Annotated in this window: 22 protein-coding genes; 15 read left to right on the plus strand and 7 right to left on the minus strand. The window is 65.3% G+C overall.

Features of this window, described 5'->3' with window-relative positions:
* Window positions 1-67: 67 nt before the first annotated feature.
* Window positions 68-322, plus strand: a complete 255-nt coding sequence (locus tag LAQ74_RS13120) for a glutathione S-transferase N-terminal domain-containing protein (protein WP_224332983.1) — start codon at window positions 68-70, stop codon at window positions 320-322.
* A gap of 9 nt (window positions 323-331) precedes the next feature.
* On the opposite strand, the gene LAQ74_RS13125 is transcribed toward LAQ74_RS13120, so the two are convergent.
* The gene (locus LAQ74_RS13125; protein ID WP_224332984.1) at window positions 332-673 is read right to left on the minus strand and encodes a luciferase family protein; all 342 of its coding nucleotides are present in this window, start codon (window positions 671-673) and stop codon (window positions 332-334) included.
* A gap of 81 nt (window positions 674-754) precedes the next feature.
* Complete coding sequence (locus LAQ74_RS13130) at window positions 755-1,723, minus strand: transcriptional regulator (RefSeq protein ID WP_224332985.1); 969 nt, start codon at window positions 1,721-1,723, stop codon at window positions 755-757.
* A 147-nt stretch (window positions 1,724-1,870) separates the two neighbouring features.
* Between LAQ74_RS13130 and LAQ74_RS13135 the strand changes: the two genes are divergently transcribed.
* The gene (locus LAQ74_RS13135) at window positions 1,871-3,142 is read left to right on the plus strand and encodes a tRNA(Ile)(2)-agmatinylcytidine synthase (RefSeq protein WP_224332986.1); all 1,272 of its coding nucleotides are present in this window, start codon (window positions 1,871-1,873) and stop codon (window positions 3,140-3,142) included.
* A gap of 131 nt (window positions 3,143-3,273) precedes the next feature.
* The gene (locus LAQ74_RS13140) at window positions 3,274-3,462 is read left to right on the plus strand and encodes a DUF7511 domain-containing protein (RefSeq protein ID WP_224332987.1); all 189 of its coding nucleotides are present in this window, start codon (window positions 3,274-3,276) and stop codon (window positions 3,460-3,462) included.
* A 236-nt stretch (window positions 3,463-3,698) separates the two neighbouring features.
* On the opposite strand, the gene LAQ74_RS13145 is transcribed toward LAQ74_RS13140, so the two are convergent.
* The gene (locus LAQ74_RS13145) at window positions 3,699-4,778 is read right to left on the minus strand and encodes a pyridoxal-phosphate dependent enzyme (RefSeq protein WP_224332988.1); all 1,080 of its coding nucleotides are present in this window, start codon (window positions 4,776-4,778) and stop codon (window positions 3,699-3,701) included.
* Window positions 4,779-5,100: 322 nt separating this feature from the next.
* On the opposite strand from LAQ74_RS13145, the gene LAQ74_RS13150 reads away from it, so the two are divergent.
* Together LAQ74_RS13150 and LAQ74_RS13155 are read left to right on the plus strand one after the other, a co-directional pair.
* The gene (locus LAQ74_RS13150) at window positions 5,101-5,766 is read left to right on the plus strand and encodes a helix-turn-helix domain-containing protein (RefSeq protein WP_224332989.1); all 666 of its coding nucleotides are present in this window, start codon (window positions 5,101-5,103) and stop codon (window positions 5,764-5,766) included.
* A gap of 78 nt (window positions 5,767-5,844) precedes the next feature.
* Complete coding sequence (locus tag LAQ74_RS13155) at window positions 5,845-6,183, plus strand: DUF7344 domain-containing protein (protein WP_224332990.1); 339 nt, start codon at window positions 5,845-5,847, stop codon at window positions 6,181-6,183.
* A 365-nt stretch (window positions 6,184-6,548) separates the two neighbouring features.
* On the opposite strand, the gene LAQ74_RS13160 is transcribed toward LAQ74_RS13155, so the two are convergent.
* Entirely contained in the window at window positions 6,549-7,505 is a 957-nt protein-coding gene (locus tag LAQ74_RS13160; RefSeq protein ID WP_224332991.1) for a succinylglutamate desuccinylase/aspartoacylase family protein, read from the minus strand.
* A 202-nt stretch (window positions 7,506-7,707) separates the two neighbouring features.
* On the opposite strand from LAQ74_RS13160, the gene LAQ74_RS13165 reads away from it, so the two are divergent.
* On the plus strand, window positions 7,708-8,316 hold the full coding sequence (locus LAQ74_RS13165) for a DUF7504 family protein (protein WP_224332992.1): 609 nt from the start codon (window positions 7,708-7,710) through the stop codon (window positions 8,314-8,316).
* A gap of 10 nt (window positions 8,317-8,326) precedes the next feature.
* On the plus strand, window positions 8,327-10,447 hold the full coding sequence (locus LAQ74_RS13170) for a caspase family protein (RefSeq protein WP_224332993.1): 2,121 nt from the start codon (window positions 8,327-8,329) through the stop codon (window positions 10,445-10,447).
* Here LAQ74_RS13170 and LAQ74_RS20385 read toward each other — a convergent pair whose 3' ends face one another.
* On the minus strand, window positions 10,448-10,582 hold the full coding sequence (locus LAQ74_RS20385; protein WP_255635043.1) for a DUF7503 family protein: 135 nt from the start codon (window positions 10,580-10,582) through the stop codon (window positions 10,448-10,450).
* Window positions 10,583-10,863: 281 nt separating this feature from the next.
* Between LAQ74_RS20385 and LAQ74_RS13175 the strand changes: the two genes are divergently transcribed.
* The 3 genes from LAQ74_RS13175 to LAQ74_RS13185 all read left to right on the plus strand — a co-directional run bounded on the left by LAQ74_RS13175 (window position 10,864) and on the right by LAQ74_RS13185 (window position 12,352).
* Entirely contained in the window at window positions 10,864-11,526 is a 663-nt protein-coding gene (locus LAQ74_RS13175) for a helix-turn-helix domain-containing protein (RefSeq protein WP_224332994.1), read from the plus strand.
* Between the two features lie 99 nt (window positions 11,527-11,625).
* Entirely contained in the window at window positions 11,626-12,003 is a 378-nt protein-coding gene (locus tag LAQ74_RS13180) for a DUF7344 domain-containing protein (protein ID WP_224332995.1), read from the plus strand.
* A gap of 61 nt (window positions 12,004-12,064) precedes the next feature.
* A complete protein-coding gene (locus tag LAQ74_RS13185) occupies window positions 12,065-12,352 on the plus strand; it encodes a DUF7536 family protein (RefSeq protein ID WP_224332996.1) in 288 nt (95 codons plus the stop codon).
* 28 nt (window positions 12,353-12,380) lie between these two features.
* Here the strand turns inward: LAQ74_RS13185 and LAQ74_RS13190 are convergent, their stop codons facing one another.
* Window positions 12,381-13,619 carry a potassium channel family protein gene (locus LAQ74_RS13190; protein ID WP_224332997.1) on the minus strand — a complete coding sequence of 413 codons (1,239 nt, stop codon included), beginning with the start codon at window positions 13,617-13,619 and terminating at the stop codon, window positions 12,381-12,383.
* A 123-nt stretch (window positions 13,620-13,742) separates the two neighbouring features.
* Here LAQ74_RS13190 and citZ point away from each other — a divergent pair, with 123 nt between their 5' ends.
* The 4 genes from citZ (at window position 13,743) to LAQ74_RS13210 (ending at window position 19,611) form a co-directional block, all read left to right on the plus strand.
* Window positions 13,743-14,882 carry a citrate synthase gene (gene citZ / locus LAQ74_RS13195; protein WP_224332998.1) on the plus strand — a complete coding sequence of 380 codons (1,140 nt, stop codon included), beginning with the start codon at window positions 13,743-13,745 and terminating at the stop codon, window positions 14,880-14,882.
* Between the two features lie 255 nt (window positions 14,883-15,137).
* Entirely contained in the window at window positions 15,138-15,380 is a 243-nt protein-coding gene (locus tag LAQ74_RS13200; protein WP_224332999.1) for a hypothetical protein, read from the plus strand.
* Between the two features lie 179 nt (window positions 15,381-15,559).
* Window positions 15,560-19,198, plus strand: coding sequence for a PAS domain S-box protein (locus LAQ74_RS13205; protein ID WP_224333000.1), 3,639 nt, complete (start codon window positions 15,560-15,562; stop codon window positions 19,196-19,198).
* Window positions 19,199-19,290: 92 nt separating this feature from the next.
* On the plus strand, window positions 19,291-19,611 hold the full coding sequence (locus tag LAQ74_RS13210; RefSeq protein ID WP_224333001.1) for a HalOD1 output domain-containing protein: 321 nt from the start codon (window positions 19,291-19,293) through the stop codon (window positions 19,609-19,611).
* 55 nt (window positions 19,612-19,666) lie between these two features.
* Here LAQ74_RS13210 and LAQ74_RS13215 read toward each other — a convergent pair whose 3' ends face one another.
* Window positions 19,667-20,977, minus strand: coding sequence for an MATE family efflux transporter (locus LAQ74_RS13215; protein WP_224337272.1), 1,311 nt, complete (start codon window positions 20,975-20,977; stop codon window positions 19,667-19,669).
* A gap of 158 nt (window positions 20,978-21,135) precedes the next feature.
* Here LAQ74_RS13215 and LAQ74_RS13220 point away from each other — a divergent pair, with 158 nt between their 5' ends.
* Window positions 21,136-21,582, plus strand: coding sequence for a gamma-glutamylcyclotransferase family protein (locus LAQ74_RS13220; RefSeq protein WP_224333002.1), 447 nt, complete (start codon window positions 21,136-21,138; stop codon window positions 21,580-21,582).
* Window positions 21,583-21,585 lie beyond the last annotated feature (3 nt).

Raw genomic sequence — 21,585 nt, forward strand, 5'->3', positions numbered from 1 at the left:
TGGCAGGCGTGCGCGCGCCCCGCACGGTCCCGGTGGGCTTTACTTTCTGGCACCCTAACGTTCGGTGATGTCTACCCCCGTACTGTACGAACTGGAGGGCTGCCCCTACTGCGCGAAGGTGAGAAACAAGCTGGCCGAACTCGACTTGGAGTACGAGTCGCGGAAAGTACCGCGCTCGCACTCCGAGCGGACCGACGTGAAGGAAGTCAGCGGACAGACCGGGGTTCCGGTGCTCGTCGACGAGGAGCACGACGTTCACGGCATGCCCGAGAGCGACGACATCGTCGCGTATCTCGAAGAGACGTACGGCTCGGCGAGCTAACCTCGTCGGCTACCAACTGACTTCCCGCGCCGTCTCGTAACTCCGCCTGACGAACGGCAACAGCGATTCGAGTTCGTCGGGCGTGATGCAGACCGTCAACCACGTCTCCATGACGCCCGTTTCCGTGCGAAACGGGTCGACGAACCACTCGTTTTCGAGCGCCTCCTGCGCGTCGCTCGTGAGGTCCGTGAGTACCAAGCGCATCCCGTCGACGACGGCGAACGGCCGGTCGCCGACGCAGTAGGTCGCGTAGCCGCGGCGGTAGTCGACGCGGACGTTCGGCCACGAGAGAACGAGATTCTCGAACGCCTCGCTCAGCCGCCCCGACCGCTCCGCACTCGGGTAGACCATGTGTTGACATACGCCACGCGTAGAGAAGAACTCGCCGTCGGTCCGCCATCCGGACAGTCCGGTCGGTCGGTGGGTCGGCGCTCAGTCCGCGGGTTCGTCGGCGCGCTCGCGGATGAGGTCACGAACGTCGTCGGGGTCGCGCATCGCTTCGAGTTCGTCGCAGCCGACGAGCGCCGTCCCCTCGACGGAGTCTCGCTTGGCGCGCTTCTCGACGAAGTAGACCGAGCGCGTTCGCGTAACCGCGCCGAGCGACGACATGATTCGGGCGCGCTTCTCGGCGGATCGGGTGAACGCCGAGTGCCCGGCCAACAGGTTCTCTTCTCGACTGTCGCTGTCTTCGCCGACGGCTTTGAACGGCGCGCGCGCCGTCGGGTGCATGTCGAAGCCCGCGCGGGTGAGCACGGTGACGACGTGGGCGTCCTCCGGGTCGGCCTCGGGGTCCTGCGGCGTCGGGTCGGCGTCGCGCACCTCGTCGGCCCCGTCGAGCACCGAGACGGGCGTGCTGAACGGCTGTTCGAACAGTTTCTCCAGTTGGATGGCGACGTCGATGCTGGCGTTCATCCCGTCTTCGTACTTCGAGACGGTGCGACGGGAGACGCCGAGTTCGGAGGCGAGTCGCCCGAGACTCCAGCCGCGGCGCTCTCGCTCGTCGGCGAGCAGGTCGCCGTCGATGTCGACGTACAGTCCGCCGGGAGCCGCGTAGATGAGCGGCGGCACCTCCTCGATGAACAGGTCGTACGCCGTGTCGGGGTTGAAGACGGGAACGCCGTGGCGGAAGTACACCACGCCCGGCTTGAGATCCTCGTCGCGCGTTCGCATCCCGAGCACCATCGGCGTCGCCGACAGGTAGTTGCCGAGACGCCGCATCTCCGCACCCGTGACGGCGTCGAACGCGTCGATATTCCCCAGAATCTTCAGGAGGAGGAGGTCCTCGCCGCGGCGCGCGGCGAGGTCGAAGCTCTTCGGGCGCACGGCACAGCGCTCGCTGACGACGAAGTCGGCGTCGCGCAGCATCGCGGTGACGTTACCCACCAGAGCGGAGCGGGACATGGGGGGAAATAAGCCCGTCCTCGTACATAGGCGTTTCGCCGACCACCCGCTCGCCGTCGTCCGATTACTTCCATGCATGGCCGATAGCATTAAGTGAGGGGCGACGACCCGAAAGCGGCATGTGGTCCCCCGAACAACCGCCGAATAGTGACGGTCATCGGCCTCGACGACACCGACTCCCGCGAGCAGGGGATGTGCACCACGTACGCGGCGACGCTCGTCGCCGACGCGATCCGGAAGGCGGGGTGGCGCGTCGAGCGGCGACTCCTCGTGCGACTCAATCCGGCCGTGAAGCACAAGACCCGAGGAAACGCCGCGTTAGCGCTTCACACTAATGCCCCACCCGAGGCAGCGATGGACCTCGCCTCGTCGGTCGTCGACCGCCTCGCCGTCAGCGACGACCCGCGGACGAGTCCGGGCGTCGTCGTCGCCGACGGCGACCCAGCGACAGTGCCCGGGTCGATTCGGCGATTTGCCCGCGAGGGCGTCCGCGACTTTCACACGACCGACCGCGCCGTCGAACTGGCCGAGTCGGCGGGGTACCGACACCGCGGGTGGTGCGGCGGCCGCGGCCGCATCGGCGCGCTCGCGGCCGTCGGCGCGTGGGCCGCGTTCGACGAGTGGACGTACGAGCACATTTCGTACCGTGAGTTCGACCGCTGCGGCACCCCCCGAAACGTCGACGACGACTCGGTGTTCGCGGCCGCGGAAGCCGCCTATCCGGACGCCTGGGACACCGTCGACACCGAGGAGGACCAGGCCGTCTGCGTGCCGAACGCCCCTGGGCCGATTCTCTACGGTATCCGCGGCGACGACGCCGACGCCGTTCGACGTGTCGCCGAGGGCATCGAGAGCGAATCGACCGAGCGGACGGCGCTGTTTCTGACGAATCAGGGAACCGACGCCCACCTTCGGACGGGAGCGCTCGACGCCGTCGAAGATGGACGGGCCTACCGCCTCGACGGTCGGGTGTACGACGCGCCTGAGACGCGTACGGGGGGTCACGTGTTCGTGACGCTCGCCGACGGGCGTGGCGGGACGCTCCCGTGCGTCGCCTTCGAGCCGACGAAGCGGTTCCGCGACCGGGTGCGAGCGCTCCGGTCGGGTGACCGCCTCACCGTCTGCGGCGAGGTGAGCGGGGGGACGCTGAAGTTGGAGAAGTTCGCCGTACGGGAGCTAAACCGGGTCGAGGCGGTCGTTCCCGACTGTCCGGCGTGCGGGAGGCGGATGGAGAGCGCCGGGCGGAACCAGGGATATCGCTGTCGGGACTGTCGGACGAGGAAACCCGGGAAAGTCGACCGGCACGTCGAGCGTGACCTCGAAGTAGGCTGGTACGAAGTGCCGCCGTGCGCGCGCCGCCACGTCGCAAAGCCGCTGGTCAGAGGCGGTTTCGACGGTCCGATTCATCCCGAGCGGTAACGCGAGTCGAACCGGGAGGAAACGCCTAACGTCCGTTTCAGCGGATACATCCGAGGTTTCGTCGTAGTAAATACAATCGTACAGTCGGTAGCGAGTCGATAGTAAAGACCGATGGTGTAGACGTAGTATCCGTGACAAACGAGTGGAAAACCCCCTCTGACCTCTCGTGGCTGTTCGAGGTCGACCACGTCATCTCGCCCAGCAGTTTCGGTCCGGACCGGTGCACGCTGTTCCCGGCGGACGCGACGGACGACGAACTGCTCACCACGTGGGTGTCCGCGGACGAGGGCGCGTACATCGCTCTCGACGAGATGCTCTGAGCGGGTAGTGGGTCCGCACGAAGCGGTCGATGCCCTTGAGTAGTTCGGCGTCCGCGCGACGAACAGTCCGGTATCCTTGGTGACTCGAAAGACGCCGTCTTCCAACCGTAACTCGACGAGACGAGCGAGCGCGTCGGGTCCAGCTCGGCCAGCGCCTCGGGGTCCGTTCAGTCGGGCGTCGACGACTCGTTCTCGATGTGAGAAGTGAATCCCTCGCTCACTCTCCCCGCGTGCCTCTACTGCTTCAATCCGCTCCCGGTGAGCGGGACGACCACGTCGTCGTCGCCGTCGAGGACGCCGCGTTCGCGGTACGCTCGGAGCGCGGCGGGCGCGACGGCGCAGGTCGGTTCGGTGTAGAACCCCGCGCGGTGGAGCGCGTCGAGTTCGTCGGCGACGGCCGACTCGCCGAGTGCGATGGCGTCGCCGTCGGTGTCGTCGATGGCGCGAAGAATCGCCTCGCGCTGTACCGGTTCTCGAATCTGGATACCGTCGGCGACGTCGTTGCTTTCGCCGAGTTCGTCGCCGTGTTGCTCCGCCGCAATCGGCGCGTACCCCGTCGCTTGCGCGCCGAGTAGCCGCGGCATCCGGTCGGTCCACCCGGCGTCGTAGAGGGCACGGAAACCGTAGTAGGCACCGAGAAACAGCGTTCCGTGACCGAGCGGCGTCACGACCGCGTCGGGTGCGTTCCAGTCGCGTTGGAGCGCCGTCTCGTAGGCGAACGTCGCCGTCCCAGCGAAGAACGCGGGGTTCCACGCGTGGCTGGCGTACCAGCCGTCGCCCGATTCGACCGCCGAGAGGCAAGCGTCGGTGACGTCCTGCCGCGACCCCTCGACGCGGACCGGCGTCGCCCCCGCGCGTTCGATGGCACGAAGCTTCGAGGCTTTCACCGACGCCGGGACGTAGATTTCGGCGTCGATACCCGCGCGGGCGGCGTAGGTGGCGATCGCCGCGCCCGCGTTGCCCGACGAGTCCTCGACGACGGTGTCGACGCCGAGTTCGGCCGCCCGCGAGAGCGTCGTCGTCGCGCCGCGGTCCTTGAAACTGCCCGTCGGAAAGACGTACTCTAACTTGAACTGCGCGTTCCATTCTTCTCCTTCGACGAGCGGCGTCATCCCCTCGCCGAGCGAGACACGACGGTCGACGGGCAAGAAGTCGGAGAACGACCAGAGACCGTCACGGGCGTCGAACGACGACGGGTCGGGTGCGGGGCCGTCGGGGAGCGGTCGCTCGGCGAACTCCAGCGGATGCCCGCACTCGCAGCGCCAGCGATTTTCGTAAGTTCGACCACAGTCAGGGCAGGAGAGGTGGGTCGGCATACAGCCGTAACGAAAGCCTACACACCAGTAACTGACGGTTTGAGCGGCGTAGGTAGGGTGTAGAGTTGAGTCCGAGCGTGAGTTAGACGAGTGGCCTGTAGAGTCGATGTATCAGGTCGGGTATGTGCAGGTGGCTCTCTCGAAACCGTCACTTAGTGATAGTTAGACAAGGCCGTGCTGAATACAGAGGGTGTATCTTTCACGGAGATTTCATTTATCCGTTTCGTCTGCACTAAACTAAAGCTCAGTATCGAGCGCAAATCGATCGGGTTTCCCGTCCATTTCACCACGGGTTTATCCTACTCAAAGCCGAATAACCCGCATGAGTGTTATCGCGGAGTTTACCGTTGACGCGGACGATTTCGCGCTCCATCATGCTCTTACCACCGCGCCGGACATGATAGTCGAGATCGAGCGTGTGGTCGCCACGATGGAGGACCGGATTATGCCATACTTCTGGGTTAGCGGTGGCGACCAGTCAGTGTTCGAAACCGCATTCAACGAAGACTCGTCCGTCACGAACGTCCAGAAGGTTGATGAGATCGACGAAGCGGTTCTCTACCGGGCCGAGTGGACGGAAAACATCGAAACTATCGTCTACGCGTACATCAAAATCGGCGCGACGATTCTACAGGCGACTGGTCGGGATGAATACTGGGAACTCCAGATGCGCTTCGACAACCGTGAGGAAGTCTCTCAGTTCCAAACGTACTGTACCGAACACGAGATCTCGTTCGAACTCTCCCAGATTTATCACCAAGAGGAACCGATGGCGAGCGCCCAATACGGATTAACGTCGAAACAGCGTCAGACGTTGGTAACCGCGCTCGAAGCCGGCTATTACGATATTCCACAAGCGACCACGATGACCGAGTTAGCGAGTAACGTTGGGATCTCTCAGTCAGCATTCTCGAAGCGGCTTCACCACGGCCACAAGAATCTCATCACGAACGCGCTGACCGTCAGTCATCCGGACGACGAATCGTAGAACCCGTTCTCCCGAGAGGATAAAGGAGTTATATATATCACCCGTCCGCTCTTCCGGAGAGCGAACATCCGTTTTGATATGAGCTCTCAATTTCAGAATCATTCAAACTGGCCACAAATTCTCTCGGCGCTTTCGGACCAACAGTGTCGTCGTCTCCTCGGCTATCTCCACGAGAAGGACGGCGACATCGTGTCGCTCGGTGAGCTCACAGAGTATCTCGCCGGCGGCGAAGCCGACTCGATAGAAGAGTTCGGCACCGACAACGTAGCGATCTCGTTGCATCATATCCATCTCCCGAAACTGGCGAATATCGGCCTCGTCGAGTACGACACGCGAAATCGGACGGTTCGGTATCGGGGCCACGAGGAGGTAGAACGTGCATTTGACTGTTTAGCACACGAAGAATGGGTGAGATAGTCAAAGGGGCGCTCGGACGACGTTTGAACTGGGGTGTCGTCTATCCGGCGAACAGACGCTCTATACTTGAAAATTTGGCTCGTTCGATCCAAGTGCCAAGCCAATGACCGATCTGCGCGATCTATTCAGCACGTGGTTTCTGTCACGATTTGATGGTTTAATAGAGCCAAGCAGGTCGACCGCGAGCGACCGGAGGGAGCGAACGGGCCGAGGAACCCTCGAAGGCGCGTCAGCGCCTGAGGGGGTGACGCTGTGCTTTTGGTCCGAGAGCAGACGCTTCGCGTCTGCTAAGCCTTCGCGGTGAAACCGCGAAGACAGCTTTTGCCGAGGGCCGCTGAAGGCGGCCCGCAGCGCAAAAGGTGCAGCTAGACCGAGTCGATATCCACACCGACAGAACAGACGTACTCGCCGGTCGCGACCTGCGGCAGCCGCCGGGACCGCCAGAAGATGCCCGCGTTGTCGGCGGTAACTCGGCCCTTCAGCTGGCCGAACACGTCCGTCACCTCGAACAGCGTCTCCCCGGCCGAGACGCGGTCGCCGAGGTCACACTGGAAGTCGACGAGGCCGCCGGCGGGCGACCCGTACTGGTCGAAGCCGCTGGCGCGGGTCTGCGGTTCGCGGTTCACATTTCCGTCGAGGAAGCCGTAGTCGTGGAGGACGTTGAACACGCCGCGAACGCCGAGGCGGATGCTCTCGTCGTCCCAGCCGACGCAGCCGCCCAGTTCGGGGTCGATAGTGGGGATACCCTCGTCGGGACCCGCGCGGGCGAGTTGGCCGTCCGGCCCTTTCTGGTCGAGAATGTAGCCGCAGCCGAACGTCTTTGCCAGTTCGAGACACTCGCGGTGGAGGCGATGGCGTGGGCCGCAGCGGACGCGGACCTCGTTTATCATCCGACTGGTCGATCCCTGGTGGAGGTCGAGGATGAGGTCCGCACGCGTCGCCGCCTCGAACGTCGTCGCCGCGATGCGCTCCGAAGCGGTGCCGTTCTCGTCGCCGGGGTACGTCCGGTTCATCTTCGTGTCGTCGATGGGGTTGCGGTGTTTGGCGACCTGGAAGGCGTAGTAGTTGACGATGCCGACGACGAGGACCGTCCCCGAGAGGTTCGTCGGATCGATTTGGGGAATCGCTCGCTGGACGACACCGACACCGTTGAGTTCGTCGCCGTCGCTCGCTGCCTGGATATAGAGCGTCTTGCCGTCGCGAGCGCCGTTTATCACCGCCACCGGTAGTCCCACCGAACTCCCGTCGCGAGATTCGCCGACTTCGAGTCGACCCGTGGCGAACTCACCGGGGGCCGCGCTCGCAGTTCCGAGCGTCGTCATTGGTCGATTGACGGACGCACCTCTCTTTAGGGGTTCGGTCCCCGCAGGCGAAACGACGCTCTCGGGGCGACTGCGGCGAACAGCGCACCCATTGATTCCAAAACTTTATCATATACGTTATCCAACAGAACGGAAAATGCGTGTCGAGGGTCGAAGTCGTGGGGAGGAGCCGGTAGACCCCCTTCGCGGGGAGTTGATGCGCTTGAAAGAGCGAGGCTGCAACCTGCTCGTCACCGGTGCGGTGTCCGAACCGGTGACGGCGCGAGCGACCCAACGGCTGCTCGGCTCACCGGTCGAAGAGCGAAAACGACTGGTCACGCTCACCGACACGCCGACGAGAGATGTCGACTCCCGACTTCCGATCGGCGTCTCCGCCGACGACACGGGCGTCAGAGTCGTCGAGCGACGACGCATCGAGCGGTCTGCCGCCGAGGCCGCCGGCCGAGAGAGCGCCTCCGACACCGGACTCAGGTGTCTCGAAGGCGAGATTTCGCGCGCTGTCGCCTCGCTCGACGGCGGTCACGGGTTCAGTCCGGGCGAGCTCCGTCTCTCACTCGATTCCATCGGTCCCCTGGTGGAGGTGTACACCGTGTCTCGGGTCCGCGAGTTCCTCAGACGCGTCTGCGACACCGTCGAAGATAGCAACGGGATGGGCCACTATCACCTGCCGCTCTCGGACGATAGCCGACGGGTTCGCGAGTTCGAGGGCGTGTTCGACGCCCGCATCGAGCTTCGACAGCGCGAGCCGTTCGGGCCGGAACAGCGGTGGCACGTGCCGGGCTACGGCACCACGGGGTGGATACAGATATGAGGGGGTTCGCGTGACCACGCTGTACCACGAGGAGTTGGCGAACCGCGAGGGCATCCGTCTCGTCGACAGCATCGAGAACGCACAGTTCGAGTTGTACACCCCCGAACCGGTCACGGCCACGGAGGCGAGTTCGTCGGCGTTCTACTTTCCGGTCGATTTCGCGGTCGAACTGCGCACGTCGTCGCTGAAACTGCCGAAACTGACCGGCGCTATCGTCCGGACGCAGGACGGCCGAACGGTCACGCAGTCGATGAACCGCCAAGGCGTCTCCCTCGACGACGACGCGTACGACATCGAGGTGACGACGGCACCGATGAAACTGTTCGTCGTCGTCGACGCCGCCGCCTCGATACGCTACGGCGAGCGGAGCACGACGTTCGAGTTCGACGGGCCGACGCGCGTCCACGTCGGCGCGCGGTCGTTCCACGAGCAACCCGCGGGAACCGTCGTGACCCCCGACGACCCGGAGGCGGCGATGCGCGCCGTCTCGCTTCTCGGCTCGGCGCTGAAGACGACGACGCCCGAGCGGTCGTTCCCGACGCTCCGCGGGCACCCGCCGCTCGTCGAACGCGGCGAGACGTTCGACGCGCCCGACCACTTGCAACCGCCGGAGACGGGCGTGACGCTCGTGCTCCCGCCCGAACGCTCGGCGGTGTACGCCAGCGCGCCGCTGGCGTACTACCTCGGTGCGACGGTCGTTCCGGGCGCGGAGGCGCGCCTCGAACTCGCCGGACGGACGTTCCCGTTCGCCGACGGCGGCGACGTAGAGCGGGGGTTGGGCCGAACGCTTCGACAGGTGTTCTTCCTCGACTGCCTCACGCGCACCGAGGGGTACTATCCGGTCGACCTCCACGAGCGACACGCCGTCGAAGCGGCGTTCGACGCGGAGTTCGCGGCGCTGTACGACCTGCCGCTCGACGAGCAACTCGCCGAGTATCTCGCGATCCCGTACGGCGACATCGAACCGCACCTGCCGGCGTGGAACCTCACGACCGACGTTCGGCCGACCGCCGAGAACGTCGAGATGCTCCCGTTCGTCGCCAACGATCTCTCGCTGGTCCGCTGTCCGGACCGACTGTCGCTCACGCCGCCGGACCCCGAACCGAAGGCGGTGACGGATTTCTTCCGGCGAACCGCCCCGGCGTCCGCGACAGCCGAGACGTTCGTCCGCGGTGCGTCCGACACCGGAGAGACCGCGGAGACCGAGGAGATCGTTCACCCGCGACCCGCCGAGACCGTCGAACACGCGTGGGTCGGCGAGGGGTTCCCGCTGGGCGCGAGCAAGGCGACGGCGGCGTCGTATCGCCGCCGCCTCGAACGCGACGTCGCCGACCGGACGAGCATCGACATCACGGTCGTCTGCAACGACGAACAGATGCGCGAGGAGGGTGTCGTCGCCGAACTGTACGGACTCCGTGACCTGCTGCAGTTCGAGATAGACATCCGATACGACCTGGCCTGCGAGGAACTGGCCGACCTGTTCTCGCGGCCGACGAACTTCCTGCACTACGTCGGTCACGTCGACCACCGCGGCATGCAGTGTACCCACGGCTTCCTCGACGCGACGGAACTCGACGACGTGGCCGTCGAGTCGTTCCTGCTCAACGCCTGTAGTTCGTACAAGCAGGGCGAGGCGCTCGTCGAACGGGGAAGCTACGGCGGCGTCGTGACGCTTGCGGACGTGGCGAACACGACGGCGACGAAACTGGGGCGGACGCTCGCACGGCTGCTGAACTGCGGCTTTACGCTCCGGTCGGCGTTGACCATCGCACAGCGCGAAGTGTTTACCGGGAATCGGTACATCGTCCTCGGCGACGGCGGGTTGTCGCTGTGTCAGAACGAAAGCGGAGTTCCGGGTGTTTTAGAAATCGAGCCTAGGGAAGAGGGCATCTTCGAGATCGAACTGGAATACTATCCAGTAAAATCCTACGACCTCGGGAGCCTGGTCAAACCGCTCTTAGATGTTGTAGACAGACACCACCTGGCGACGGGAACGGTCGGGAAATTCGAGATAGGTGCGAAAGAACTGAAGGAGTTCCTCGAATTAGAAAGGGCACCTGTGAAAATGGACGGTTCGCTCCATTGGAGCGATGAGCTTAGCGCTGAGTTTTCGAGTCGTCCCGGTCTGTGATTACGGTCCGTTGGTGCAGAACGCGTTGTTCGCCGCCACGGCCCCCGCCTGCGAGAGCAGGAGCGTCATCGTGAACAGGACGCCGATCATTCGTGGGTGGTCGCGCAGGTAACTTGCGATTGGGTGTTCGCTCATGTACATCAACCACGAGACGCGCTGCTATAATTTAATTAACTAAATTTATCTTATAAATTTATAGTGCTAAAAAAGATAACACTTTGGGAGCGAGTGTAACGGCTCGAACGAGGAAAAGATATCCCTTGAGTGGGCGCCTCCAGTACTGGTCCCCGTCGGGTGACAAACTGCGACTACGGCGTACACCGACGCGAAGGGATGGGTCGTCCAGTCGCCGCGGTGAGAACGAGAGCCAAACACCTCGGCTCTTCACTTTTCCCGCTCGGTCCGGTACCCTTCCTATGGGAATCGTCGCCGAGTTCTCGATACCGGCCGAGTCGTTCGCGTTCTCCCGGGCATTCGACCGCCTCCCCGACCTCGTCGTCGAGGTCGACCGCCTCGCGACACACAGCCGCGAGTGGGTGCTCCCGTTTCTCTGGATGTCCACCGAGAACGGGTCGGCGGAGACGGTCCGAGAGGCGGTCGACGACGACCCGACGGTGGAGGAACTCACCGTCGTCGACGAGTGGGAGTCGGTCGCGCTCTACAACGTCCACTGGAGCGAGGCGGTCCAACAGTTGATCGACGAGATTATCGACCAACACGGCATCGTCCTCTCGGCGACCGCGCACGACCGCCGGTGGTCGCTCACGCTGCGGTTCGTCAACCGGTCGATGCTCGACGACTTCCAGACGTACTTCGACGAACACGGCCAGGGGTTCGAGCTGGAACGCATCCACGAGATGCGAGGACCCAAACAGCGCGAGTTCGGCCTGACGCCGCCGCAGCGAGAGACGCTCGTCGCCGCCTTCGAGATGGGTTACTTCACCGTTCCGCGGGAGACGAACATCACCGAACTGGCCGACGAACTCGGCGTCTCGCCGAACGCCGTCTCCCAGCGGTTGCGACGCGCGACCGCGAGCCTCGTGGAGAACGCGCTCCTGGTCGATCGCAGGATACGGTGAGGGTGACGGCACTACTGACGATGCGCGTAACCGAATCCGTCGGCGACCTTCAGAGTTGAGGGTGTGTCCTCATGGGAGTTGAACACTTGAGTGACCTGTATGAACGAATCGACGGTGGCGGATCACTCCGAGAAGACCGGACTCGACGCGGACGGTTGGAACGAACTGTTCGACGTGCTCGTCGCCGACTGTCGCCGGAAGGCGTTCCTCGAACTCGCCGACTTCGGAGCGCCGTTGTCGGTCGACGAACTGGCACAGAGGGTCTTCGAGCGGCGTGACTGGGACGCCAACGGGGGCCAGACGCAGGGCGACGAGTCGCCGACCGAGCGCATCCAGCGGCTCCGAATCGAACTCTACCACGTTCACCTGCCGAAGTTGGCAGCCGCGAATCTCGTCACGTTCGACCACGAGACGGGACGAGTCTCGCCGGGCGAGCGAACGGACATCGGCGTCGACTTCCTCGACGAACTCCTGTAGTCGCGGAGCGCCGTCGCTGCGGAGCGACGAGATTTTGAGCGGCTGCGACCACGCTCTATGCGTGAGCGACGTTCCAGAACGACCGGAGTCGGGCGGCCTCGTGGAGGCGCTATCGGTCCCGCAGCACGCGAAAGTCGGCGTCGCGTCGGGCCTGCTCTTGGCGCTCTGCGCGTATCTCTTTCGGGTACTCGAACTGTTCGGTCCCTTCGGAGGGACCCAGCAGTTCCCGGTCGTCGGTCCCGAGGGATGGTTTCTGCTGCTGGCGTTCGTGCTCGCGACGACGACGGCGATGCTCGTCACGGCCGCGTTGACCGTCGTCTCGGCGTATCGGCTCGCGCGCGAACTCTGACCGGAAGTCGCGCGTACTCGCTCCGGTTCTACTCGAACTCCCGTGGGTCCCCCGCGAGTTCGCTCAGACGCTCTGCGCCCGCGCGGGTCCCTTTCGCGATGATGACGTCTCCGGCGTGGATTTCGGTCGTCGGCCCCGGCGAGACGACCCACTCGCCGCCGTCTCGCTCCTCGTCGGTCTGAGGGCGGCGGACGGCGATGACGCGCATCCCCGTCTCCGTCTTCACCATCCGCTCGGCGAGCGTCGCGTCCGCGAGCGTGCTCCCCTCGCCGACGGCGAGGCGGACGAGTATCTCGTCGGACTCCTCGACGGCGGCGGCGACGACGGGGTGGGTGTCCAGTCCTCGAAGAACGCCCTCGCTGATTTCGAGGGCGGCGTCGCTTATCTCCTCGGTGGCGGTGGCCAGATGCACGAGGCCGCGAAGCGAGATGGGGTCTTCGACCCGGGCGGCGGCGCGGAGCACCCACGCCTCGAAGCGCGACTGGAGCGCGTCGACTTCGGCCTCCAGTTCGTGGACCTCCTCGGCGACGCCCTCGCTGTCGAACAGCACCGCGCCGTAGGCGAGGTCGACGGCGAGTTCGCTCATGTTCTTCATCAGCACGATGGAGTCGACGGCCCGCCCCAGGTCGTCGATCGTCGGGTCCGGCGCGTCCGGCGCTTCGTACGGGTCGCCCGTCACCGTCTCGTAGACGGTGTCGAGTCCCTCCGAGCGGCCTCTAAGGATGACGACGTCGCCCGCCTGTAGCGTCGCCTCCGGACCGGGGTTCGTCAACCATCCCGTCTTCCCGGTCGGTTGGGCCTGTCGGATGGCGATGACGCGCACGCCGGTTTCGGTCTCCATGTTTATCTCTTCGAGCGTCCGCCCGTCGTAGGGCGTCCCCTCGGCGAGTTCGGCGCGAACGACCACTTCGACGGCCTCCGGAAGCGCCGCGCGCATCGCCTCGGGGAGACCGATATCTTCGAGAACGATTTTGGCGATGTCGCCGGCGGCGTCGGCGATTTTCTCCGCCGCGCCGACGACGCCGAGGACGGGCGCGAGCGCCTCCGCGTCCTCGGGATTTCGCGCCGACATCAGGAGGCTCATGCGCGCTTTGAGTTGCAGGATATCCATCTGCTCTTCGAGCACCAACACCTCGGCGGCGAGCGGGTCGCTGCCGTGCAGCACGGCGGAGTACGAGAGGTCGATGAGCAGTTCCGCGGTGTCTTTCATCTCCGAGAGCACCGCTTTCACGCTCACGGGTTCGTAGTTGACCTCTCGGGGGTCCATACGCTCGGTTTCTCGGCGCGGGGGCAAAAGGGTTGTCGGGCCGTCGTGTCGACCCCCCGAAATTCCGGCAGGAGGGGCGAGAAACGGCAACGCTTTTTTGAAAGCGTCATGAACCTTCGTGACATGGCAGACGAGCTAAAGCGGGGGCTTGAAGGCGTCCTAGTCGCCGAATCCGAACTCAGTCATATCGACGGCGACGAGGGCCGTCTCATCTATCGCGGCTACACCATCGAGGACCTCGCGCGAGAGGCGAGCTACGAGGAAGTGCTCTATCTGCTGTGGCACGGGGAACTTCCGACGCGCGGGGAACTCGACTCGTTCGCCGAATCGATGGCCGAGGAGCGACACCTCGCGGACGGCGTCTACGACGAAATACGCGAACTCGCCGACGCCGACGAGGAACCGATGGCGGCGCTGCGCACCATCGTCTCGTCCTTTTCGGCGTACGACCCCGACGCCGACGTCGATGACGTCACCGACGAGGCGGTCAACGCCCGCAAGGGACGGCGCATTACGGCGAAAGTCCCGACGGCGCTGGCGGCGTTCAATCGCCTCCGAAACGGCGAGGAACCCGTCGAACCGCGCGAGGACCTCGGCCACGCGGCGAACTTCCTCTACATGCTCAACGACGAGGAACCCGACGAGGTGCTCGCGGAGACGTTCGACATGGCGCTCGTCCTCCACGCCGACCACGGCCTGAACGCCTCGACGTTCTCGGCGATGGTCACCGCCTCCACGCTCTCGGAACTGCACAGCGCCATCACGAGCGCTGTCGGCACGCTCTCGGGGAGCCTCCACGGCGGCGCGAACGCCAACGTGATGAAGATGTTGAAGGAGGTCGACGAGAGCGACCGCGACCCGACCGAGTGGGTGAAAAAGGCCCTCGACGAGGGTCGTCGCGTCCCCGGTTTCGGCCACCGCGTCTACAACGTGAAGGACCCGCGTGCGAAGATTCTCGGCGAGAAATCCGAGGAACTCGGCGAGGCCGCGGGCGACACGAAGTGGTACGAGATGAGCGCCGCCGTCGAGGAGTACATCTCCGAGGAGAAGGGTCTCGCGCCGAACGTCGACTTCTACTCGGCGTCGACGTACTACCAGATGGGAATCCCCATCGACATCTACACGCCCATCTTCGCGCTCTCGCGCGTCGGCGGCTGGATAGCGCACGTCCTCGAACAGTACGACGACAACCGTCTCATCCGGCCTCGCGCCCGCTACGTCGGCGACGAAGACAACGAGTGGGTCGGCATCGACGAGCGGTAGTCCTCACGGCCCACTCTCCGAGAGCGAACGCAGTAAGCGACCGGCCGCGGCACGGACCGAAGGGAGTACCGCGGTTTTGTTCGAGCTTTTACCGAGCGTTTTTGCTTCAGCGTTTGTCGACGCCTCTCACGCTCGCGGTCGTCGAGGCGGTGGAATCACACGTTGTTTCGCGATAACCGCCGACTGACAGTTCAACGGCCGCGAATTCCATCGAGCCACAAGGGTTTTAAATATAAACGGCTTATCCGCCGGTGCATGGCACAACGACGCGTCGACACCGACGAGATGAAGCAGCGAGCGAAAGTTCGAGCCAAGGCAGAGGCCGACAAACAAGCGGAGGTGCTCCGCTCGCGATTCGGCGAGCTCGCCGTCGAGGCCGCCGAGGAGTACTTCCCCGAACAGTACCAGCGTCGCCGTCGTGGGGACATGGCGAAGGCGTTCACCGCGGGTGTCGCAGTAGGCGTGCTGTCGCGGTGGGCGTTCAAACGACAGCGGTAACGTCGACCACCCGTTCTCGTTTCTTTCGCTCCCCGACTCAGCGATGACGTCGGGAGAGTGTCCGTCGTTCACGCGCCGTGATCATCCAGTCCGGCCGCTTCCGATAACTGACCAATCACCGAGAGTGTAATATCGCGCACACACAGCGTTTTTGTCCACGGCGCGAGGACAGATAGTCGATGAACGACAGGGCCACTGTGGCGACGGAGCTACAGTTTCAGACGTTGCTCGAACACGCCGAAGGGGTCGCGGTGTTCGTTCTGGATGTCGACGGGCGGGTCGTGTCGTGGAACGCCGGGGCAGAACGAATGACGGGTCGAAAGGCGGACGACGTCGTCGGGCAGTCGTTGTCGGGCGTCTACCGGCCGCGAACGGAGACCGAGACGCCGGCGGCGCTCTGCGACGCCGCGAAACGAGACGGACGGGCCGATTCCGTGGGGTGGTGCCGTCGAAAAGGCGGAGAGCGATACGGCGTCGAGTTGGAGCTTCGTCCGATCGAAATCGAGACGGGAGACCGGGTCGTCGCCGTACTGCGCGGCGCGCAGGTCGGAGACATCGACGAGAGCGATATCGACGAAACCGATATCAGCGAGACTGACGGCGCCGCGAGCGACACCGACTGGAGCGACGACGCGAACGACGACAAGACGTACGTGCCGACGGACACCGACATCTCGAACGGGCTGTTCGAGGTGGCCGAGGAAGCGCTCTACCGACTCGACACCGACGGGCAGTTCGTCACGGTTTCGGAGGGCGTCGCCTCGATAACGGGGTACAGTCAAGAGGAACTGCTCGGCGAACACGTTTCGCGGCTGTTCGACGCCGAGACCGCCGACCGACTGCACCCGCTCGACGGGTCCGCGGCCGCCCCCGGCGACGCCGGGGCGCAGACGACGGCGGCGACGCTGGAGACGGTGGACGGCTCCCTCGTCCGCTGCGAGATTCGGAGTCGAGTGATCGGCTCGGACCGCCGAGTCCGAGGGAGCGTCGGCGTCATCGAGAGCGTCTCCGAGCGCGTCGGCGACATCTCGACACCGGAACACCGGCGCGAGGTGGTTCAGCGACTGCTCGACACCGCACCGGTCGCACTCGCGGTCAGGGAGAGTCGGACGGGCGTCACGCTCGGCAACGCGAGGGGTCGGGAGCTGTTCGGTCTCGCGGCCGAAGACGACTCGCAGGCGGCGGAACCGTCGGTTCGCTTCTTCGACGCCGAGGGAGAGCCGATGGCCGTCGACGACCGGCCGATACGTCGCGCCGAGCGAACGCTCGAACCCGTGTACGGCGAGGAACTCTCGGTCGAACGGGCGGGAGGCAGTCGCCGGTCGTTCCGCGTCGACGCCGTTCCCGTGACCGACGAGGCGGGCGAACTCAGACACGTCGTCGCCGCCGCTGAAGACATCACAGAGCGGAGGCGGCAGACGGAGACGCTTCGGCGACAGCGACGACAGCTCCGAGCGGAACTGAGCGAAGTGTTCGGTCGGATGACCGACGCGGTGTTCGCACTCGACACGGAGTGGCGCTTCACGTACGTCAACGAGACGGGCGAGAAACTGCTCCGCCACACGGAGGAGGAACTGCTCGGCGAGTCCGTCTGGGAGGCGTTTCCGGACGCGCTCGGTACGACGTTCGAGACGGAGTATCGGGAGGTGATGCGTCGACAGGAGTCGACGACGTTCGTCGAGTACTTCCCGCCGCTTTCGACGTGGTTCGAGGTTCGGGCGTACCCCTCGGAGACCGGCGTCTCCGTCTACTTCCGGGACGTCACCGACGAGCGTCAGCGCGAACAGAAACTCGAACAGTACGAAGCCATCGTCGAGACGGTGGACGACGCGGTGTACGTCGTCGACGAAGAGTCGCGGTTCACCGCCGTGAACGACGAGTTCGTCTCGTTAGTGGGGTACTCGCGTTCGGAACTGCTCGGGTCGAAGAGCGAACTGCTCTGCGACGACGACATCGGAGAGACTATCGAGCAGTCGACTCGCGAACAGTTCGACGGCGACCGACCGAGAGCCGTCGTCGAGAGTCTCATCCGGCGGCGCGACGGCAGCGTCTTCCCGGCCGCGACGACAGTTACCCCGTTCCCCGGCGACGACGGCGGGTTTGGGCGCATCGGCGTCGTCCGCGACATCAGCGAGCACAGAGAGCGCGAACGGCAACTCGAATCGCTCTCGAAAGCCGCCGAGCGGCTGCTCGACGCGGACTCCCAGCGGGAGATAGCGACCATCGCCGTCGACACCGCGGAGGTGGTCCTCGACGGCCCGTTCGTCTCTGTCGCGCTGTACGACGAGGACAGCGGCGCGCTTCGCCCGCAGATCGAATCGATGGGCGACGAACGGCTCGCCGACATCGAACGGCTGCTCGACCCGGAGACGGAGCTCGCCTGGCGAGCGTACGCCGACGGCGAGCGGTACGTCTTCGAGGACGTCGAGCCCGTCGACGACGGTGCCGCCTACTTCGACGTCGTCGCCCACCCGCTCGGTGGTCACGGCGTCTTCCTCCTCGGAGGGAGTCCGACCCCGGAGGCGACGAGTTTCGTCCGCATCCTCGCGGCGAACACCGAGTCGGCACTCGACCGGGGCGACCGGGAGTCGCGCCTCGTCGAACAGCAGGCGCAACTCCGCGAGCAGAGCCAGACGCTCGGTCGTCTCAACCGCGTCAACGGGGTCACGCGACAGATCCTCCGGACGCTCGTCGACGCCACCTCCCGCCCGGAGATAGAGCAATCGGTCTGCGAGCAGTTGACGACCACGGGGCCGTACCGGTTCGCGTGGATCGGCGACCACGACATCGTCGACGACACCGTCACGCCCCGGACGTCCGCCGGGTTCGAGAACGGTTACCTCTCGGAACTGCGAGCGCTCACAGACCGGGCGCACCCGTCAGTTCGGGCGGTCGAGGCTGCGGACCCCGTCGTCGTCGACAACCTCCACCACGACCCGCCGTTCGACCCGTGGCGCAGCGAGGCGCTGAAGCGCGGTTACCAGTCGCTCATCTGTCTCCCCTTACGCTACCACGGTACGTCGTACGGCGTGCTCTGCGTGTACGCCGACCGGCCGGGCGTGTTCGACGAGATGGAGCGGTCGGTGCTGCGCGAACTGGGCAACACGACGGCGTACGCCATCAACGCCGCCGAGAGCAAACGAAGCCTCGTCGGCGACTCCGACGTCGAACTCGAACTCACGGTCGAAGACGACTCCATCTCGTATCTCCGCGCGAGCGAGGAACTGGGCTGTTCGCTCGAACTCGACGACCTGGTCACGCTGGAGGAAGGCGGCCTCCGAGCCGTCTTCACCGCTCACGGGGTGGACTCGGAATCGGTCGTCGCGTACACGAAGCAGACGCTGGACGTCCGCGACCTCCGTCTCGTCGACGAGGGTGGCGCGGACACCGTCTTCGAGTGCACCGTCGGCGTCGAGCACATCTTCCAGACGTTCGTCGACCACGGCGTCGTCCCGCGACGGTTCGACGCCGCCGACGGCGTCGGACGCGTCACGGTCATCGTCTCCGACCAGTTCGACGTCAGGTCGTTCGTCGAGACGCTGCGGGCGCGGTACGACCGCGTCGAACTGACCGCCCGCCGGGAACGAGAGCGGGAGTCGCCGACGCTCGGCGAGGTGCGCACGAAGTTGAAAGCGCAACTCACCGACCGGCAGCAGGAGGCGCTGGAGACGGCGTTTTCGAACGGGTTCTTCGAGTCGCCGCGGACGAGCACCGAGCGCGAAATCGCCGACCGCCTCAACATCGCTCAGTCCACGCTCAACGGCCATCTCCGGGCCGCACAGCGGAAAGTGCTCGAATACCTCTACGAGTCCGACTGAGCGCTCCCCTATCAGTATCGCCCCCGAGCGGCCGAACGCCGATGTGGATAGTGGAATATCACATGGGGCTGGATAGCGTATAAAAAACAGGAATGTCTGACACAGTTATTAAACGGGTAACCGCGACTCGGCCCGTCTCTATCACGGCCGTCGAGGCCGTCGCCGAGTGTCGGGGAATCAGTCCGCTGGAACTCGAGACGCCACTCGTCGACGTTCTCGACGCGGACGCCCTCGACGACCTGTACGACGGGTCCCACCGCAGGGCCGGTGACGACGGCCTGTTCGTCACTATCTTCGCGTTCTGCGGCTGTGAGGTCTGCGTCTACGACGACGGGACGGTCGTCGCGACACAGATCCGGCACGACGCCGATATCAGGTCGAGCAGGGAGTCGAAAGCGGCCCTCCGACGCTGATATCTCACACGCACACCGCCACCATCTCGTCCCCGCCAACGGTCGACAGGGGCCGTCAGCCCTCGGCCGCGCTCCCGCGTTCGGCCATCATCCGGGCCGCTCGACTCGCCCAGTCGCTCCGGCGGAAGCTCCAGGCGACCACGAGCGCCATCCACAGGTAGCTCAGCCCGATGCCCAGATACGCACCGACCGGGCCGTAGCCGAGCACGTCGCCGACGACCCACGAGAACCCGAGGAAGAACCCGAGCATCCCGCTCGCGCGGGCGAGAAACGGCGTCCGCGTCTCGCTGGCACCCTGTAACGCCCCCGAGAGCGCGACGAACACGACGAGGACGCATCCCGAGAGTCCGTACACCCGAGCGAAGTTCGTCGCGTACCGGACCGTCTCGGGATCCTCGGAGAACAGGCGGACGAACCACCCCGCACCGAAGAGTAACAGCACGCCGACAACGCCGACGGTGGCGACGCCGAGCGCCGCGACGGCCCACCCCTCGAATCTGGCTCGGTCGGGGTCGCCGTCGCCGAGCGCCTGCCCGACGACGACGCTCGCAGCGACGCTGTAACCGCGCGAGAGCGGGCCGGTCACCTGCTGGTACATCCGGCGACCGATCTGGAAACCCGCGTTGACGGCGGTGCCGAAGCCCAACAGCAGCGAGTTGAACGGAAACTCCGCGAGCGTAGCGACGAACCCCTCGGCGATGCGCGGGACGCTCACCTCGACGAGTTGTCGGGCGATGACCGGGTCCCGGGGCCTCGCGAACGACGCCTCGCTCCACGAGCTCCACATGGCGAGGAGGAGCAGAACCGCCGTGACGACGTTGGCGGCAGCCGTCGCGATACCGACGCCGAAGACGCGCAGTTCCGGAAAGCCGAACAGACCGAGACCGAGCACGGCGGTGCCGGAGATGTTGAGCGCGTTCGCGAACACGTTGATGTACATCGGCGTTCTCGTATCGCCGGTGCCCTGTAACGACCGCGCGCCGATGAGCGCCACGTGGCGCGCCGGCGCGGTGGCGAAGACGAGCGCGAGATACTCCCCGCCGAGTTCGGCGACCCGCTCGGAGGCACCGAGTATCGAAATCGCCCACTCACCGAAGAGGAGGCCGAACACGGCGAACGGAATTCCGGTGAGCGCACCCATCAACAGCGCCTGCGTGATGGCTTCGTCACGGCTCGCCGTCGCGCCGCTGCCGGTGTCCTGACTCGACAGCGCGATGGCCCCGCCGCCGAGACCGAGTCCGATTCGGAGGGGAAACCGAGCGTAGAGATCCGCGAGACCGATGGCGACGACGGCCGCCGGCGAGAACAGCGCCGTCACGATGACGTCCGTCGTCCGCATCAGCGTCCGGAACGTCTGCTCGGCCATCACCGGCCACGCCAAGGAGAGCACTCGCCGCCAGACCGGTCGGAGTCGCCGCCACAGACTCACGGCCGTCCCTCGTCGTCTCCGCGCATACGGAGACGAGGACGCAACCGGTGTTACGCTCCCCGAAGGGGGAAGTGGCTGCCGGTACTCCTCCCCGCATGGATGTCTTCGTCTACGGGACGCTCACCGACCCCGAACGCGTCGCCCAAGTCGTCGATTCGTACGTCTTCGTCGGTCCCGCCCGACTCTCGGGACTACACCCCGTCTCCGGACGCTACCCGACGCTCGCTCCTGGCGGCGAAGTGGCGGGGCGACTGCTCCGCACCGACGACGTAGCGGCGCTCGACCGCTACGAGGGCGTCGACGCCGGACTGTACGTCCGCGTCGCGGTGCCGCGGGTTGCGCAGGTTTCCGCGAGCGAGACAGACGCTGTCGAAGGCGACGACGGAAACGGGGAACGCCCCGACGACGTGGCCGTGTACGTCGGCGACCCGGAGCGCCTCGACGCCGAGGAGTCCGTCTCGTGGCCGGGCGACGGTCCCCTCGAAGCGCGCGTCCGTCGATACGTCGTCGACCACGACGTGCGGATACACGAACTCGAATGAGGG

Origin of the sequence: Haloprofundus halobius (assembly GCF_020097835.1) — an archaeon.
GTDB classification, from domain to species: Archaea; Halobacteriota; Halobacteria; order Halobacteriales; family Haloferacaceae; genus Haloprofundus; species Haloprofundus halobius.